Source organism: Streptomyces sp. NPDC017202, assembly GCF_044331705.1.
GTDB lineage: Bacteria > Actinomycetota > Actinomycetes > Streptomycetales > Streptomycetaceae > Streptomyces.
On the sequence record NZ_JBIRNP010000004.1, the window covers coordinates 169,197 to 182,765 of the forward strand.

General features: G+C 73.0%; 15 protein-coding genes. 3 read left to right on the forward strand and 12 right to left on the reverse strand.

Going from position 1 to position 13,569, the window contains the following annotated elements; all coding sequences use genetic code 11:
- Nucleotides 1–134 precede the first annotated feature (134 nt).
- The 4 genes from ACH4N1_RS10830 to ACH4N1_RS10845 all read right to left on the reverse strand — a co-directional run bounded on the left by ACH4N1_RS10830 (nucleotide 135) and on the right by ACH4N1_RS10845 (nucleotide 3,780).
- Entirely contained in the window at nucleotides 135–353 is a 219-nt protein-coding gene (locus tag ACH4N1_RS10830; RefSeq protein WP_398096199.1) for a hypothetical protein, read from the reverse strand.
- A 90-nt stretch (nucleotides 354–443) separates the two neighbouring features.
- Nucleotides 444–1,328, reverse strand: a complete 885-nt coding sequence (locus ACH4N1_RS10835; RefSeq protein WP_398096201.1) for an SDR family oxidoreductase — start codon at nucleotides 1,326–1,328, stop codon at nucleotides 444–446.
- Nucleotides 1,325–2,245, reverse strand: coding sequence for an alpha/beta fold hydrolase (locus ACH4N1_RS10840; RefSeq protein WP_398096203.1), 921 nt, complete (start codon nucleotides 2,243–2,245; stop codon nucleotides 1,325–1,327). Before ACH4N1_RS10840 ends, ACH4N1_RS10835 begins: the two co-directional genes overlap by 4 nt.
- Nucleotides 2,242–3,780, reverse strand: a complete 1,539-nt coding sequence (locus tag ACH4N1_RS10845) for a flavin-containing monooxygenase (protein ID WP_398096205.1) — start codon at nucleotides 3,778–3,780, stop codon at nucleotides 2,242–2,244. Before ACH4N1_RS10845 ends, ACH4N1_RS10840 begins: the two co-directional genes overlap by 4 nt.
- Before the next feature lie 178 nt (nucleotides 3,781–3,958).
- Between ACH4N1_RS10845 and ACH4N1_RS10850 the strand changes: the two genes are divergently transcribed.
- Nucleotides 3,959–4,600, forward strand: a complete 642-nt coding sequence (locus tag ACH4N1_RS10850; protein WP_398096207.1) for a MerR family transcriptional regulator — start codon at nucleotides 3,959–3,961, stop codon at nucleotides 4,598–4,600.
- Between the two features lie 22 nt (nucleotides 4,601–4,622).
- Here ACH4N1_RS10850 and ACH4N1_RS10855 read toward each other — a convergent pair whose 3' ends face one another.
- Nucleotides 4,623–5,426, reverse strand: coding sequence for an exodeoxyribonuclease III (locus ACH4N1_RS10855; RefSeq protein WP_398096209.1), 804 nt, complete (start codon nucleotides 5,424–5,426; stop codon nucleotides 4,623–4,625).
- Nucleotides 5,427–5,505: 79 nt separating this feature from the next.
- Between ACH4N1_RS10855 and ACH4N1_RS10860 the strand changes: the two genes are divergently transcribed.
- A complete protein-coding gene (locus tag ACH4N1_RS10860) occupies nucleotides 5,506–5,988 on the forward strand; it encodes a GNAT family N-acetyltransferase (protein WP_398096210.1) in 483 nt (160 codons plus the stop codon).
- A gap of 131 nt (nucleotides 5,989–6,119) precedes the next feature.
- On the opposite strand, the gene ACH4N1_RS10865 is transcribed toward ACH4N1_RS10860, so the two are convergent.
- The 5 genes from ACH4N1_RS10865 to ACH4N1_RS10885 all read right to left on the reverse strand — a co-directional run bounded on the left by ACH4N1_RS10865 (nucleotide 6,120) and on the right by ACH4N1_RS10885 (nucleotide 9,787).
- On the reverse strand, nucleotides 6,120–6,401 hold the full coding sequence (locus ACH4N1_RS10865) for a type II toxin-antitoxin system RelE/ParE family toxin (RefSeq protein WP_398096212.1): 282 nt from the start codon (nucleotides 6,399–6,401) through the stop codon (nucleotides 6,120–6,122).
- 5 nt (nucleotides 6,402–6,406) lie between these two features.
- Nucleotides 6,407–6,688: a type II toxin-antitoxin system Phd/YefM family antitoxin gene (locus tag ACH4N1_RS10870; RefSeq protein WP_398096213.1), complete on the reverse strand. Its 282-nt coding sequence runs from the start codon at nucleotides 6,686–6,688 to the stop codon at nucleotides 6,407–6,409.
- On the reverse strand, nucleotides 6,685–7,704 hold the full coding sequence (locus ACH4N1_RS10875; protein WP_398096215.1) for a hypothetical protein: 1,020 nt from the start codon (nucleotides 7,702–7,704) through the stop codon (nucleotides 6,685–6,687). Before ACH4N1_RS10875 ends, ACH4N1_RS10870 begins: the two co-directional genes overlap by 4 nt.
- A gap of 209 nt (nucleotides 7,705–7,913) precedes the next feature.
- On the reverse strand, nucleotides 7,914–8,561 hold the full coding sequence (locus ACH4N1_RS10880; RefSeq protein WP_366057279.1) for a response regulator transcription factor: 648 nt from the start codon (nucleotides 8,559–8,561) through the stop codon (nucleotides 7,914–7,916).
- Entirely contained in the window at nucleotides 8,546–9,787 is a 1,242-nt protein-coding gene (locus ACH4N1_RS10885) for a sensor histidine kinase (RefSeq protein WP_398096216.1), read from the reverse strand. Before ACH4N1_RS10885 ends, ACH4N1_RS10880 begins: the two co-directional genes overlap by 16 nt.
- Nucleotides 9,788–9,960: 173 nt before the next feature.
- Between ACH4N1_RS10885 and ACH4N1_RS10890 the strand changes: the two genes are divergently transcribed.
- The gene (locus tag ACH4N1_RS10890; RefSeq protein WP_398096218.1) at nucleotides 9,961–11,967 is read left to right on the forward strand and encodes a serine hydrolase domain-containing protein; all 2,007 of its coding nucleotides are present in this window, start codon (nucleotides 9,961–9,963) and stop codon (nucleotides 11,965–11,967) included.
- Between the two features lie 101 nt (nucleotides 11,968–12,068).
- Here the strand turns inward: ACH4N1_RS10890 and ACH4N1_RS10895 are convergent, their stop codons facing one another.
- Both ACH4N1_RS10895 and metK read right to left on the reverse strand, forming a co-directional pair.
- Complete coding sequence (locus ACH4N1_RS10895) at nucleotides 12,069–12,299, reverse strand: acyl-CoA carboxylase subunit epsilon (RefSeq protein WP_398096220.1); 231 nt, start codon at nucleotides 12,297–12,299, stop codon at nucleotides 12,069–12,071.
- A gap of 16 nt (nucleotides 12,300–12,315) precedes the next feature.
- Nucleotides 12,316–13,512: a methionine adenosyltransferase gene (gene metK / locus ACH4N1_RS10900; RefSeq protein ID WP_398096222.1), complete on the reverse strand. Its 1,197-nt coding sequence runs from the start codon at nucleotides 13,510–13,512 to the stop codon at nucleotides 12,316–12,318.
- Between the last annotated feature and the right edge of the window lie 57 nt (nucleotides 13,513–13,569).

Below are 13,569 nucleotides of genomic sequence, written 5' to 3' on the forward strand. Positions count from 1 at the left end.
GCTTGAGGGGCGCGGGGAACTGCGCGACCGACCTCCACCGGCCCGCACCCGACGACGCACCCCCGGTGGACGGCAAACGCGGGGCGCCCCCCTTCACGGAGGGCACCCCTGTGCGCTCAAGCCCAGCGGCAGCGTTACCGCATCGCCTCGGGGTCGAAGTCCGCGTCGTAGCGGTCCTCTTCGTCACGGACCGTGCGCTGCGGGTCCTGACCGCGCTCGTGCCCGCGCTCGTGCTCGCGCTCACCACGCTGACGGCCGCGCTCCGTGGCCCGTTCCTTCGTCTCGTCCATCTTCTGCTTGGCCTTGTCCTGCCACTGCTCGGCCTGGTCCTGGAACTTGTCCTTCATACCCATGTGGGTTCACTCCCGTATGAGGGTGAGGGGGATCGGCCCTTGGTCGGGCCTCGACCAGATTCACACGGCAGGACATTCCGCGCATTTCGATCAACTACGCTGCGTAGCGCGGGCTTGTTCGTCGGCCGCGCCCCCCGCTCCGACCAGGCCCGTCCGCATGCCCCGCAGCCGGGGCTCGAACCGCCGCATCTCCCGCTGCCCGACCGTCCCGATGACCCCGGGCAGGTATCCGCGGATCCCCTGCATCCCGCGCAGCCACCACTGCCCGTACACGTGCGGGGAGCGGCGCTCGATGCCGGCGACGATCCGGTCCACGGCCGGTCCGAGCGGGTACGTCTTGTTCGACGGCCAGGGCAGCCGCTGCCGCAACTCCCGCATCACGTCCTCCTGATCGGCGCCGCGCACCATGTCGGTGTCGGTCCAGGACAGGTAACCGACGCCCACCCGCACGCCCTTGTGGCCGACCTCGGCGCGCAGGCAGTGCGCGTACGCCTCCACACCCGACTTGGAGGCGCAGTACGCCGTCATCATCGGGGCCGGGGTGATCGCCGCGAGGGAGGCGATCTGCAGGAGGTAGCCGCGGCTCTCCGTCAGCACCGGCAGGAAGGCGCGGGCGGTGACCGCCGAGCCGACGAGGTTGACCTCGATGACCCGGCGCCAGGCGTCGGGGTCGGAGTCGGCGAACGGACCGCCGGTGGCCACGCCCGCGTTGGCGACCACGATGTCCACCTTGCCGAAGCGCGCCTTCACCTCCTGGGCGACCCGGGCCATCGCCACGTGGTCGGTGACGTCGGCGTACCAGTGGTCGGCGTCGCCGTGCAGCCGCTCCGCGACCGCCTTGAGCGCGTCGGGCTCCAGGCCGACCAGTGCGACGCTCGCCCCGCGCGCCGAGAGCTTGCGCGCGAGCAGCTCGCCGACGCCCCGTGCCGCGCCGGTGACGACCGCGACCTGTCCTTCCAGGCTCACCTTGCTCATGCGCCCTCCTTCGTGGCTGTGTGGGTGGTGACGAGGTCCCGGATCGCGCCGGTGACCAGCTCCGGTGCCTCCACCGGCGTCATGTGGCCGAGTCCGGGCAGCACCGTCAGGCCGGCGCAGACCGGCAGGGCCTCGGCGAGCCGGCGGGCGTGCACGGGCGGGGTCATCCGGTCCGCCGACCCCACGATCACCGCCGTCGGCACCCGCAACTCCCGTACGGCGTGGTCGAGATCGAGCAGGTCGAGGACGTTCGACCAGGCGTGCCGGACCCGGCGCGGGCAGGCGTGCACGATCCGCGCGCAGGCCTCCACCATGTGCGGGGCCGAACCGGCGCCCATCGTGGCGTACCTGAGGATCCGGCGGGCGACGGGCGTGACCGGGCCGAGGGGTGCCCGCGAACCGAGGACGTGCCCGGTCAGCCAGGTCCGCAGCCGGCCCGGCCGCATCGGTACGACGGTGGACTCCGCGACCAGCCGCGAACTGCCCGTGCTGCACAGCAGGACGGCCGCCGCGTGCTCGCGGAACGCGGGCCGGGCGGAGGCGGCCATGACGGTCATGCCGCCCATGGAGTGCCCGGCGACCACGGCCTTCTCGCCCGGCGCGAGGGTCGCGCCGAGCACGGCCTCCAGGTCGTCGGCGAGCATGTCCACGCTGCACACCGGGCTCGCCGGGGAACGGCCGTGACCGCGCTGGTCGTAGGCGATCACCCGGTGGTCGGCGGACAGGGCGCGGATCTGCGCCGCCCAGAACGCGGTCGAGCAGGTCCAGCCGTGCGCGAGGACGACGGCCGGGGCGGAGTCCGGGCCGTGCACCTCGACGTGCAGTTCGGTGCCGTCGGCGGACCGCGCGGTCAGGACCCGGGCCGGGGCGGGCGGGGCGTACGGGCCGAGGGCTGTGGAGGCTGCGGGCGCCGTCACGCGGTCACCTCCGGCCGCTCGCCGCGGTCCGCCGCCTGCGGGGCGGCCGGGGCGGCCGTGGTCCCCGGGGCGCGCAGGATCTCGTACTCGGCGAGGTCCACCCGCCGGGTCGCGCGGCGGAACTCGCCCGTGGTGCCCGGCCAGATGGTGGTGTTGCGGCCGTTCGCGTCCAGGTACCAGCTGGTGCAGCCGCCGGTGTTCCACACCGTGCGCGTCATGCGGTCCTGCACCCGCCGGTTCCACGCACGCACGGCACCGGGGCGGGCGTCGAGGGCGGCCCGGCCTCCCAGGACGTCGAGCCGGCGGAGGTAGTCCGCCAGGTAGTTCAGCTGGGACTCGATCATGAGGATCATGGAGGAGTTCCCGAGGCCGGTGTTGGGGCCGATGATCGTCATCCAGTTGGGGAAACCGGCCGCCGAGGCGCCGCGCAGGGCCTCCATGCCGCCCTTCCAGCTCTCCGCGAGGGTCCGCCCGTCGGCGCCGACGACCCGCTCGGCGATCGGCATGTCCGTGACGCGGAAACCGGTGCCGAAGACGATCGCGTCGGCCTCGGCCTCGCTGCCGTCGGCGGCGACGAGGGTGTTCCCGCGGATCTCGCGCAGCCCGCTCGCCACCACGTCCACGTTGGGGCGGGTGAGCGCCGGGTAGTACTCGCTGGACAGCAGGATCCGCTTGCAGCCGATGCGGTAGTCCGGGGTGAGCTTGGCGCGCAGGGCCGGGTCCTTGACCGCGCGGGCCATGTTCCGCTTGGCCAGCCGCTCGACGAAGCCGAGTTCGTCCGGGCGCTTGGTGAAGGCCTGCACCTGGAGTTCGCGGATGCCCCACAGGAGCCCGCGGCGGGCCTGCGTGGTGAACGGCAGCTGCTTGTGCAGCCAGCGCTCGGCGCCGCTGATCGCCCGGTCCATGCGGGGCATCACCCACGGCGGGGTGCGCTGGAAGAGGGTGAGGCGGCCGACCCGCGGCTGGATGGCGGGCACGATCTGGATGGCCGAGGCACCCGTGCCGACCATGGCGACGCGCTTGCCGGTGAGGTCGTAGTCGTGGTCCCAGCGGGCGGAGTGGAAGACCTTGCCGGGGAAGGAGTCCAGGCCGGGGATCTCGGGGATCCTCGGATCGGACAGCGGCCCGGTCGCGGAGACGACGACGTCGGCCGAGAGCGACCCGCTCGCCGTCTCGATGTCCCACCGCAGCCGCTCCGGGTCCCACGCCATCCGCTCGACCTCGGCGTCGAAGCGGATGTGGGGGCGCAGCCGGAAGACGTCCGCGACGTGCTCCAGGTAGGCGCGGATGTGTTCCTGCCCGGAGAAGGTGCGCGGCCAGTCGGGGTTGGGCGCGAAGGAGAAGGAGTACAGGTGGGAGGGCACGTCACAGGCGCACCCGGGGTAGCTGTTGTCCCGCCAGGTGCCGCCGACGCCGCTCGCCCGTTCCAGGACGACGAAGTCGGTGATCCCCTCCCGGCGCAGCCGCACCGCGGCCCCCAGTCCGCCGAACCCGGACCCGATCACCGCCACCCGCACATGCTCGTGCTCGGTCATCCCGACGCCTCCCTGCCTCGCGACACTGCGACAACTGTGCGCATCCACCACTCCGTGAGTCCGCGCTTCCGTGACTCCGCCAGTGAACACTGGCGCAATCGGAGCGTAGAGCAGCTCCGTACCGATGGGTAGGGGGCGGAGGAGGCAAGTTACCGGCGGTACGACATAGGCTTCCCGGGTGACGGACAAGCGGGAGTACAGGGCGGAGGAGCTGGCCGGGGAGGCCGGCATCACGGTGCGCACCCTGCGCTTCTACCGCGAGCGCAAACTGCTCGCGCCACCCCGGCGCGAGGGCCGCATCGCCTGGTACGACGACCACCACCTGGCCCGCCTGCGCACCATCGCGGCCCTGCTGGAACGCGGCCACACCCTGACCGGCATCGCCGAACTCGCCGACGCCCTCGACCACGGCCGCGACGTCGCCGACCTGCTCGGCGTCGGCGGCCCCACCGAGGAGGAACCGGTCCACCTCACCCCCGAGGAACTCGCCGCCCGGTTCGAGGGCCAGGTCACCCCGGAGAACCTCGCCGCCGCCCTCGACCTCGGCTACCTGGGCACCGACGGCGACGAGATCGTCCACATCAGCCGCCGCCTGCTGGACGTCTCCGCCGCCCTGGTCCGCGAGGGCATCCCCCTCGCGGAGGTCCTCGCCGCCGGCGCCCGCGTCCGCGACCACGCCGACGCCCTCGCGGAACTCTTCGCCGACCTGATCCTCCGCCACGCGGACGAACAGGCCCTGCCCCGCCTGCGCCCGCTGGCGCGCAGCGTGGTCGAGGCGGAGCTCTCGCTGGCGCTGGACCGGCGGCTGCGGCAGCCGTAGGTCCGCGTCGCCGGGACGGCCGTCAGAGGTCGTAGACCACCGTCACCGGCGCGTGGTCCGACCAGCGCTCGCCGTGCGTGGCCGCCCGTTCCACCACGCCCTTCACGGCCTTGGCCGCGAGGCCGGGGGTCGCCACCTGAAGGTCGATCCTCCATCCCGCGTCGCTGTCGAAGGCCCGCCCCCGGTACGACCACCACGTGTACGGGCCGGCCACGTCCGGGTGCAGGGCGCGGACCACGTCGGCATAGCCGCCGTCGGCCGGCGTGAGCACCCGGGTCAGCCAGTCCCGTTCCTCCGGGAGGAAGCCGGACTTCTTGGTGTTGGAACGCCAGTTCTTCAGGTCGGCCTGCTGGTGGGCGATGTTCCAGTCGCCGCAGACCAGGACCTCGCGGCCGTCGGCGGCGGCGCGTTCGCGCAGGTCCTTGAGGTAGGGCAGGAACTCGCCCAGGAAGCGGAACTTCTCGTCCTGGCGGTCGGTGCCGACCTCGCCGGACGGGAGGTAGAGGGAGGCGACCGTCACACCCGGCAGGTCGGCCTCGACGTAGCGGCCCGACACGTCGAACTCGGCGGAGCCGAAGCCGACGCGGACGGCGTCCGGTGCGCGGCGGGTGTAGAGGGAGACGCCCGCGCGGCCCTTGGCGGCGGCGGGCGCGTGGGTGACGTGCCAGCCCTCGGGGGCGCGCACCTCCTCCGGCAGCTGCTGCGGTTCGGCGCGCACCTCCTGGAGGCACAGCACGTCGGCGGCGGTGTCGGCGAGCCACTCCACGAAGCCCTTCTTCGCGGCGGCCCGCAGCCCATTCACGTTCACGGAGGTCACGGTCAGCACCCCGGCACGATACCGGCACACTGGACGGGGTCCGTTTCCTTCCCGCCCCCTATCGATGCATGGATGTACCTTGAGCAGCATGATTATACGCCGTGTCGCTTTCGACCACCCGGACGCCGTCAAGCTCAACGACGAGGTCCAGGCCGAGTACCACGAGCGCTACGGCGACGGCGGTGACGCCACGGTGCTGGCGCCCGCCGACTTCGACCCGCCGCGCGGCGTGTACCTCATCGCCTACGACGAGCTGGAGCGGCCGGTCGCCACGGGCGGCTGGCGCAGCCAGGACGAGAACGGCGAGGGGAACCGGGACGGGGACGCCGAGCTGAAGCGGATGTTCGTGGTGAAGCAGGCGCGGGGGCGCGGGCTGGCCCGCCGGATGCTCGCCGAGCTGGAGGAGGACGCCCGCGCGGCCGGGCGGCTGCGCATGGTGCTGGAGACCGGCACCCAGCAGCCGGAGGCCATCGCGCTGTACACCTCCAGCGGCTACGAGCCGTGCGCCAAGTTCGGCTACTACCGCTTCCACGAGGCCAGCCGCTGCTACGCCAAGCCGCTCAGCTCCTGAGGTAGGCCAGAACCGCCAGCACCCTGCGGTGGGTGTCGTCCGCCGGGGGCACCGGGCCGGGGTGCGGCACCCCGCTCCTCGGCCGGCGCCGCCGCGAGGGCCGGGCCGCGCCCACCGTCGGCGAGCGGGGCTCACGGCGCCCGGCGGTAGACCTCACGGCGGTTGCCGACGGCGAGGACCCACACGATCAGCTGTCCGTTCTCGACCGTGTAGACGGCGCGGTAGTCTCCGACCCTGAGTCGCCAGCGGGCGTTGTGCCCCTGGAGGGCTTTGACGTCGAACGACGTCGTGTCCCCCGAGTCCATCGCCTTCTGGAGCTCGGCGAGACGGTGCAGAACGCGTACGGCGTCCGGACGCGGGATCTTGAGCATGTCCCGCTGGGCATGCGGGGTGAAGCGGGTGACGTATCCCATGCGGGTCAGTCCTGAGGTCCGCGGAGCCGGGCGGCCATCTCCTCCAGCGAGACGGATCCCTCCATGCCCTCGGACTCGGCTTCGTCGGCCAGCCCGTTGAGCCATGCCTCCTCGGCGTCCTCGGCGATCCGGCGCAGGCGCTGGTACTCCTGGATGTCGATGACCACGGCTTCCTGCTTGCCGCGTCGCGTGATGATCGTCGGAATCTCCTCCCGACGGGCACGGTCGATGACGTCGGCGAGGTGGTTGCGGACCTCGGCCATGGATTCCACCACCGGATCAGTCATGTAGCGAATGTAACAGGTGTACATGAAAACCTCGTGATGCAGCCGGGACACCGAGTCTCGTCGGCGACGGGACGGAAGAGCATGGGCTGGACGTGATCGCCCTCGCACTCCCGGGTGCCGGTCAGGCGGGCGGAGAGGCGGGGGCCGGCCGGATGTACGGGTGGTGCGGGTGGCGCGGACGGGAGGGTGTCCACAGTGCTCGCCGAGGGCGCGGGGACGGGCGCGGGCGGGACCTCGCGGAGCAGGTGGCGCAACAGGCCGCCGGGGCGGCGGACGGCGGTGTCGTCGTCGGGGAGGCCGCGGAGGATGTGGGTGCGGACGGCGGTGGGCGGATGTCCGGCGGCGAGCCAGCGGGCGGTGAGGTCCGTCAGCTCGGCGTCCATGGCGCGGGGGATGCCGCGCAGGGCCGGATCGAGGTCACGGTAGCCGGAGGCGAGGGCGTGGGCTTCCTCGAGGAACCGCTCCGTCCCGGCCGCCGGTCGGGCCGGTGGGGCGGGCTCGGCCACCGCCGGGGCCGTCCGCTCGGGGGGTTCGGGGGGTCGGTGGGAGGTGTCCCCACGGGTGTCCGTATCTGGATGACCGTCGGAGAGCGGAGCAGTCGGCTCACCGACCGCCGGATTACGGCGACCCGGTGCGACCTGCGGCGACACCCGCTCGGTCATGGTTCCCCCGCCGGGGCCCACGGGCATCCGGGCGAGGAGCTTGGCGGCTTCGGCGGGGTTCAATGGCACGTTGGAGACGAGCTGTTGGGTGACCCAGTGACCACCGGGACCCTGGACGCGCCGCTCGTGCACGAAGCCCTCGTCCTTGAGCTGGCGCTTGGCGCGGGTGAAGGCGGTCGCGCCGATGTTGGCGCGTTCGGCGGTGCGCGAGAGGGTGTCGCGCGCTCCCTCGGGAAGGGAGAGCTGCCAGGTCAGGAGTCGAACGGCATCGGACGACAGCCGGGGATGCCGGATCAGGTCGTGCGAGAACTGCGTGAAGGCACGCGGGGGCGCGATATGGTGCCGGTAAATCACGGTGGAGGTCCTGTCCACTGGTGGTTCAGGCCCTCGCGAACGGTTGCAGCCGTTGCGGGGGCCGTATTCGTGCCGACGGTACCGCACGGAAAGTGTGCGCGCGGACGCGCTGAGTGAAGAAAGGTTTCGCGAGTACGTTCACTCGCACGAGGAAGATTCACCTGTTCGAAGGCTCGTCGAGCGGGGCGGCGCCTCACTTCGCCCGTGGCTCACTTGAGGAACGCCAGGACTGCCAGGACCCGCCGGTTGGCGTCGTCGGAGACCGGCAGGTCGAGTTTGGCGAAGATGTTCGAGGTGTGTTTGATGACGGACCGCTCGGTGATCACCAGGGACTGGGCGATCGAGGCGTTGGAGCGGCCCTCGGCCATCAGCGCCAGCACCTCCCGCTCGCGCGGGGTGAGGCGGGCGAGGGAGCCGGTGGGGCCGTTGCTGTCCTTGGCGAACAGCTTGGCGACGACGTCGGGGTCCATGGCGGTGCCGCCGGCGGCGACCCGGCGGACGGACTCCACGAACTGGTCGGGGTCGAAGACGCGGTCCTTGAGGAGGTAGCCGATGCCGCCGCTGCCGTCGGCGAGCAGCTCACGCGCGTAGAGCTGCTCGACGTACTGGGAGAGGACGAGCACCGGCAGGCCCGGGACCTTCCTGCGGGCCGCCAGCGCGGCCTGGAGACCCTCGTCGGTGAAGGTGGGCGGGAGGCGTACGTCGACGATCGCGACGTCGGGCCGCTCGTCGACGAGGGCCCGTAAGAGGCTGGGCCCGTTGTCGACGGCGGCCACGATCTCGAAGTCGTACGCCTCCAGCAGCCTCACCAGGCCGTCGCGCAGGAGGAAGAGGTCTTCGGCTAGGACAACGCGCAAGGGATCTCCAGGGTGAGGGTGGTGGGTCCGCCCACCGGGCTGTGGACCGCCAGCACGCCGTCGAAGGCGGCGAGGCGGCGCTCGATGCCGCGCAGGCCGGTGCCGCGCGAGACGTCGGCCCCGCCGTGGCCGTCGTCGCTGACCTGGGCGCGGATCCGGCCGTCGGCGTACCAGAGGTCGACGTCGACGTGGGTGGGGGCGGCGTGCTTGGCCGCGTTGGTGAGGATCTCGGAGACGGCGAAGTAGACGGCGGACTCGACGGGGGCGTCGGCGCGGCCGGGCAGTTCGGCGGTGACGGAGACGTCGAGCGGGCTGTCCATGGCGAGGGCGCGGACGGCGTCGGCGAGGCCGCGGTCGGCGAGGACCGGCGGGTGGATGCCGCGGATCAGGTCGCGCAGCTCGTTCAGGGCGCTGGCGGAGGCCTTGCGGGTGTCGGCGAGGATCTCGCGGACCGCCTCCGGGTCCTTGGCGAGGAGCTGCTCGGCGACGCCGAGGTTCATGCCGAGGGCGACGAGCCGGGCCTGGGCGCCGTCGTGCAGGTCGCGCTCGATGCGGCGCAGTTCGGCGGCCGAGCTGCTGACGACCTCGGAGCGGGTGCGGGTGAGGTGCAGGACCTTGCGGGAGGTCTCGGTGGGGGCGAGGAGGGTGCGGGCGAGCTGGGCGTGGGCGCGCATCAGGGCGGGGGCGGAGACCAGACCGATCAGCAGGGTCGGGATGCCCAGCCCCAGTGCGTACAGGGCGCTCTGACTGTCGGTCACCTTGACGAACCAGTACCAGTTGTTGCCGCCGTTGCCGCTGATGTCCTCCCACAGCATGGGCATCAGGAGGCCGAAGACGCCGAACGCGACCAGGGTGAGCGGCAGCAGGACCAGGACGATCCCGACCACCGGGTTGACCAGCATCCAGGCCAGGTCCCGCCAGGTCGCCGGGTCGGTGAGGATCCACTGGGTGCGGGTCCACCAGCTCTTGAGCCCGCCCTCGCGGGGCGGCTCCGGCAGGTACGGCTCGGGGATGCCGCCCTCCAGGCGGGCGCCGGCCAGCCGGCGGGTGACGCCCACCGTGCCGCGGGCGGCGAGGGCGGCCGCCGGGATGAGGAAGAGGCCGATGCCCGCCCCGAGCAGGGAGATCGCGGTCACCAGCAGGGAGAAGAAGAAGACCTCGGCGAGGGCCAGTCCGGCCAGCGGAAGCCCGGCGACCGCGGTACGCGCGTCCTTGGCGATATTCATTCCACAACTCCTGAGATCCGGCGGCCCGTTGCCGCCCTACGTGTTACATCCTGGTGCGCCACGTGCCGCCGATCACGGGACCATTGTCCCCTCTCGGGGGGTGTACCTGGGTACCCCTCGGACACCACACAGGGCCCTGGGACGCGACGGCCGCAGCGGGTGGAATCGAAGGCATGACGAGCCGAGAGCGAATCCTCATCGTGGTGGCGGCCGTGGTGGCCGCCGTCCTGTGCGTGGTGACCCCGGCCGCCGCGGACGGCCGTTCGGGCCCCGGCGCCGGCACCGCCGCCGGTACCGGCGCCGGTGCGGCGTCCGCACGGCAGGGCGGGAGCCTGTCCGCGCTGCTGGACGACCTGGTGCCGAAGCAGCTGGCCGAGTACCGGATCCCGGGCGCCTCCGTCGTCGTGGTGGACCGCGGCGGCCGGACGCTGACCAAGGGCTACGGGCTGGCCGACGTCGAGCGGGGCGTGCGCAGCGACCCGCGGCGCACCGGCTACTTCATGGCCTCCGACGCCAAACTGTTCACGGCGGTCGCCGTGCTCCAGCAGGTGGAGAAGGGCCGGCTGAGCCTGGACGCCGACGTCAACCGGTACCTGACCGCCTTCAAGATCAAGGACAGCTACCCCGGCCACCCGGTGACCGTCCGTCATCTCCTCACGCACACCGCCGGGTTCGACACCAGCATCCTGGGCCGCGGCGGCACCGCGCCCGAACCGGCGGGCGCCCTCGGCGAGAGCCTCGGCGAGCACCAGCCCCGGCGGGTACGGCCGCCCGGCGAGGTGGCCAGCTACGACAACTACGGTGTGGCGCTCGCCGGTTACCTGGTCGAGCAGGTCACCGGGACCCCGTTCGCCACCTACGTCCACGACGCCGTCCTCAAGCCCCTCGGCATGACCCGCACCACCTTCGCCCGGCCCGACGCCCGCACCGCCGGCTCCCTCGCCCTCGGCTACCGGCCCGACGGCGGCCGGCAGCGCGCCGAGGACGGACAGTACGGCGCCTGGACGCCGACCGGAGCGGGCGCCGTCACCACCGCCGCCGACATGGGCCGCCTGATGAGCGCCCTGCTCGACGACGGCGGCCCCGTCCTGACCCGTACCTCCACCCGCGCCATGCTGCACCGCCAGTTCGCCAACGACCCCCGGCTGCCCGGCATCGGCTACCTGCTGGAGGAGCGCGTGCGGGCCGGACAGCGGCTGTGGGTGAAGGACGGCGACCTGCCCGGCTTCCACGGCAACCTGGCCCTGCTCCCCGCGTCCGGAGTCGGCGTGTACGTCGTCTACAACGGCGACGGCGTCGACGGCAGCGCCTCCTACGCCGGCCAGGAACTGGTCAACCGGGTGGCGGACCGGCTCGGTGACGGCGGCGAGGGCGCCGCGGCCACCCCCTCCGCCGCCGGCCGCGGCAACGCCGACGGCAGGCCCCCGGCCGACGCCTCGGCGCGGCTCGCCCGGCAGGACGAGGCCGCGGCCTCCCCCTACTCCGGCTACTACCGCACCACCCGCACCAGCACCTCGGACCTGACCCGGGTCGCGGCGCTCACCACCTCCGTGCACGTCACCGCGGACGCCGACGGCACCCTGGCCACCACCGGCCTGGCCCGGGACCCGCGGGTCGGCGAGCAGCACTGGGTGCCGGTCGCGCCGGGGGTCTTCCAGGAGCGCGCCGGACAGGACCGGATCGCCTTCCGGGACGGCCGGCTGGCCCTGGCCTCCGACCCGACCCAGGTCTTCGACAAGCTCGCCTGGTACCAGTCGCCGGCCCTGCACCAGCAGGCCCTGCTGGCCGGCCTCGCGGTCCTCGGCGCGGCCCTCCTGCTGCTGCCGGTGGTGGCGTTCGTACGGCGCCACCGGGCCAAGGCGCCCGGCGGCCGGCTCGCCTGGACGCTGGCCTGGCTCACCGGCGCCACCCTGGCCACGGCCACCGTGTGCTTCGTCAGGCTCACCGGCGACGGCAACGCCCTCAACCGGACCGTCCTGGTGGGCGACTCGCCCCTGCTGACCCTGATCCCCCACCTGGTCGCGGCCGCGGCGGCGGCCACCGCCCTGCTCCTGGTCTGCACGGTGCTGGCCTGGCGCCGGGGCTGGTGGCCGGTGACCGGCCGGATCACCTACACCTGCCACGCCCTGGCGGCGACGGTCGTGGTCGGCCTGGGTGCCGCGTACGGGCTCCTGCCGTAACGGGGCCGGGCCCCGCACAAGGAGCCCGCCGCCGCCCGGAAGATTCCCGGACGGCGGCGGGCTCACCGCGTGACGGCACGTCACGCGGCGGAGGGAAGCGGTCATCCCCGGTCCCGCCAGGAACCGGCGGCCCGGTAGGCGCCGGGACGCCGGCGCCACCACTCGGCGACCGAGCGGGTGGCCTCCGTCGACTCGGGGCGGGACTGGGTGAAGGCGTACAGGACGAGGGTCAGGGCGGCGAGTTCGGTCATGTCGGGCTCACCGTGGGTGACCTCGAAACGGGGCGCGGGAAGCCCGGCGGGCAACGGCAGCGCGGGCTGGTCGGTGTGCACGGCCGGCTCCTCCCCCTCAGCCCAGGCCCGCCGCGGCACGGAGCTTGTCGGCGCGGTCGGTGCGCTCCCAGGTGAAGTCGGGCAGCTCACGCCCGAAGTGGCCGTAGGCGGCGGTCTGCGCGTAGATCGGGCGCAGCAGGTCGAGGTCGCGGATGATGGCCGCCGGGCGCAGGTCGAAGACCTCGGCGACGGCGTCCTTGATGCGGTCGACGGCGACCCGGGCGGTGCCGAACGTCTCGACGAACAGGCCGACCGGCTCGGCCTTGCCGATCGCGTAGGCGACCTGGAGTTCGCAGCGGTCGGCGAGCCCGGAGGCGACGACGTTCTTGGCGACCCAGCGCATCGCGTACGCCGCCGACCGGTCCACCTTGGAGGGGTCCTTGCCGGAGAAGGCGCCGCCGCCGTGCCGGGCCATGCCCCCGTAGGTGTCGACGATGATCTTCCGCCCGGTCAGGCCGGCGTCCCCGGTCGGGCCGCCGATCTCGAACCGGCCGGTGGGGTTGACCAGGACGCGGAAGTCGTCGGTTTCCAGGTCGATGCCGCGCTCGCGCAGGGCGGCCAGCTCGGGCTCGATGACGTGCGTGCGGATGTCCGGGGCGAGGAAGGTGTCCAGGTCGACGTCGGCGGCGTGCTGCGCCGACACGACCACCGTGTCCAGCCGGACCGGCCGGCTCCCCCGGTACTCGACGGTGACCTGCGTCTTGCCGTCGGGCCGCAGGTAGGGGACGGTGCCGTCCTTGCGCACGGCCGTCAGCCGCTGCGCGAGCCGGTGCGCCAGCGACACCGGCAACGGCATCAGCTCCGGGGTGTCCCGGCAGGCGTACCCGAACATCAGCCCCTGGTCCCCGGCCCCCTGCGCGTCCAGCGGGTCACCGGCGACGTCGTCGGCGTCCACCCCCCGCGCGATGTCCGGCGACTGCTGCCCCAGGGACACGGAGACACCGCAGGTGGCCCCGTCGAACCCCTTGACGGAGTGGTCGTACCCGATGTCCAGGATCTCCCGCCGCACGAGCGAGGCCACGTCGAAGCAGGCGGCGGAGGAGACCTCCCCCGCGAGATGCACCTGCCCGGTGGTGATGAGCGTCTCCACGGCGACCCGCGCCGACGGATCCTGCGCGAGATGGGCGTCGAGAACGGCGTCACTGATCCGGTCGGCGATCTTGTCGGGATGCCCCTCGGTGACGGATTCGGAGGTGAAGAGATGACGCGTCATGGGTGGGTTGCTCCTGGGTGAGTCGGGTGGATGGGTGGAGCAGGGGCGGGGGGAGGG

Bases quoted from the DNA above. Each gene is read 5' to 3' on its own strand.
- ACH4N1_RS10830 (WP_398096199.1), bottom strand. From the start codon at position 353: ATGGGTATGAAGGACAAGTTCCAGGACCAGGCCGAGCAGTGGCAGGAC.
- ACH4N1_RS10835 (WP_398096201.1), bottom strand. From the start codon at position 1,328: ATGAGCAAGGTGAGCCTGGAAGGACAGGTCGCGGTCGTCACCGGCGCG.
- ACH4N1_RS10845 (WP_398096205.1), bottom strand. From the start codon at position 3,780: ATGACCGAGCACGAGCATGTGCGGGTGGCGGTGATCGGGTCCGGGTTC.
- ACH4N1_RS10860 (WP_398096210.1), top strand. From the start codon at position 5,506: ATGATTATACGCCGTGTCGCTTTCGACCACCCGGACGCCGTCAAGCTC.
- ACH4N1_RS10865 (WP_398096212.1), bottom strand. From the start codon at position 6,401: ATGGGATACGTCACCCGCTTCACCCCGCATGCCCAGCGGGACATGCTC.
- ACH4N1_RS10870 (WP_398096213.1), bottom strand. From the start codon at position 6,688: ATGACTGATCCGGTGGTGGAATCCATGGCCGAGGTCCGCAACCACCTC.
- ACH4N1_RS10885 (WP_398096216.1), bottom strand. From the start codon at position 9,787: ATGAATATCGCCAAGGACGCGCGTACCGCGGTCGCCGGGCTTCCGCTG.
- ACH4N1_RS10890 (WP_398096218.1), top strand. From the start codon at position 9,961: ATGACGAGCCGAGAGCGAATCCTCATCGTGGTGGCGGCCGTGGTGGCC.
- metK (WP_398096222.1), bottom strand. From the start codon at position 13,512: ATGACGCGTCATCTCTTCACCTCCGAATCCGTCACCGAGGGGCATCCC.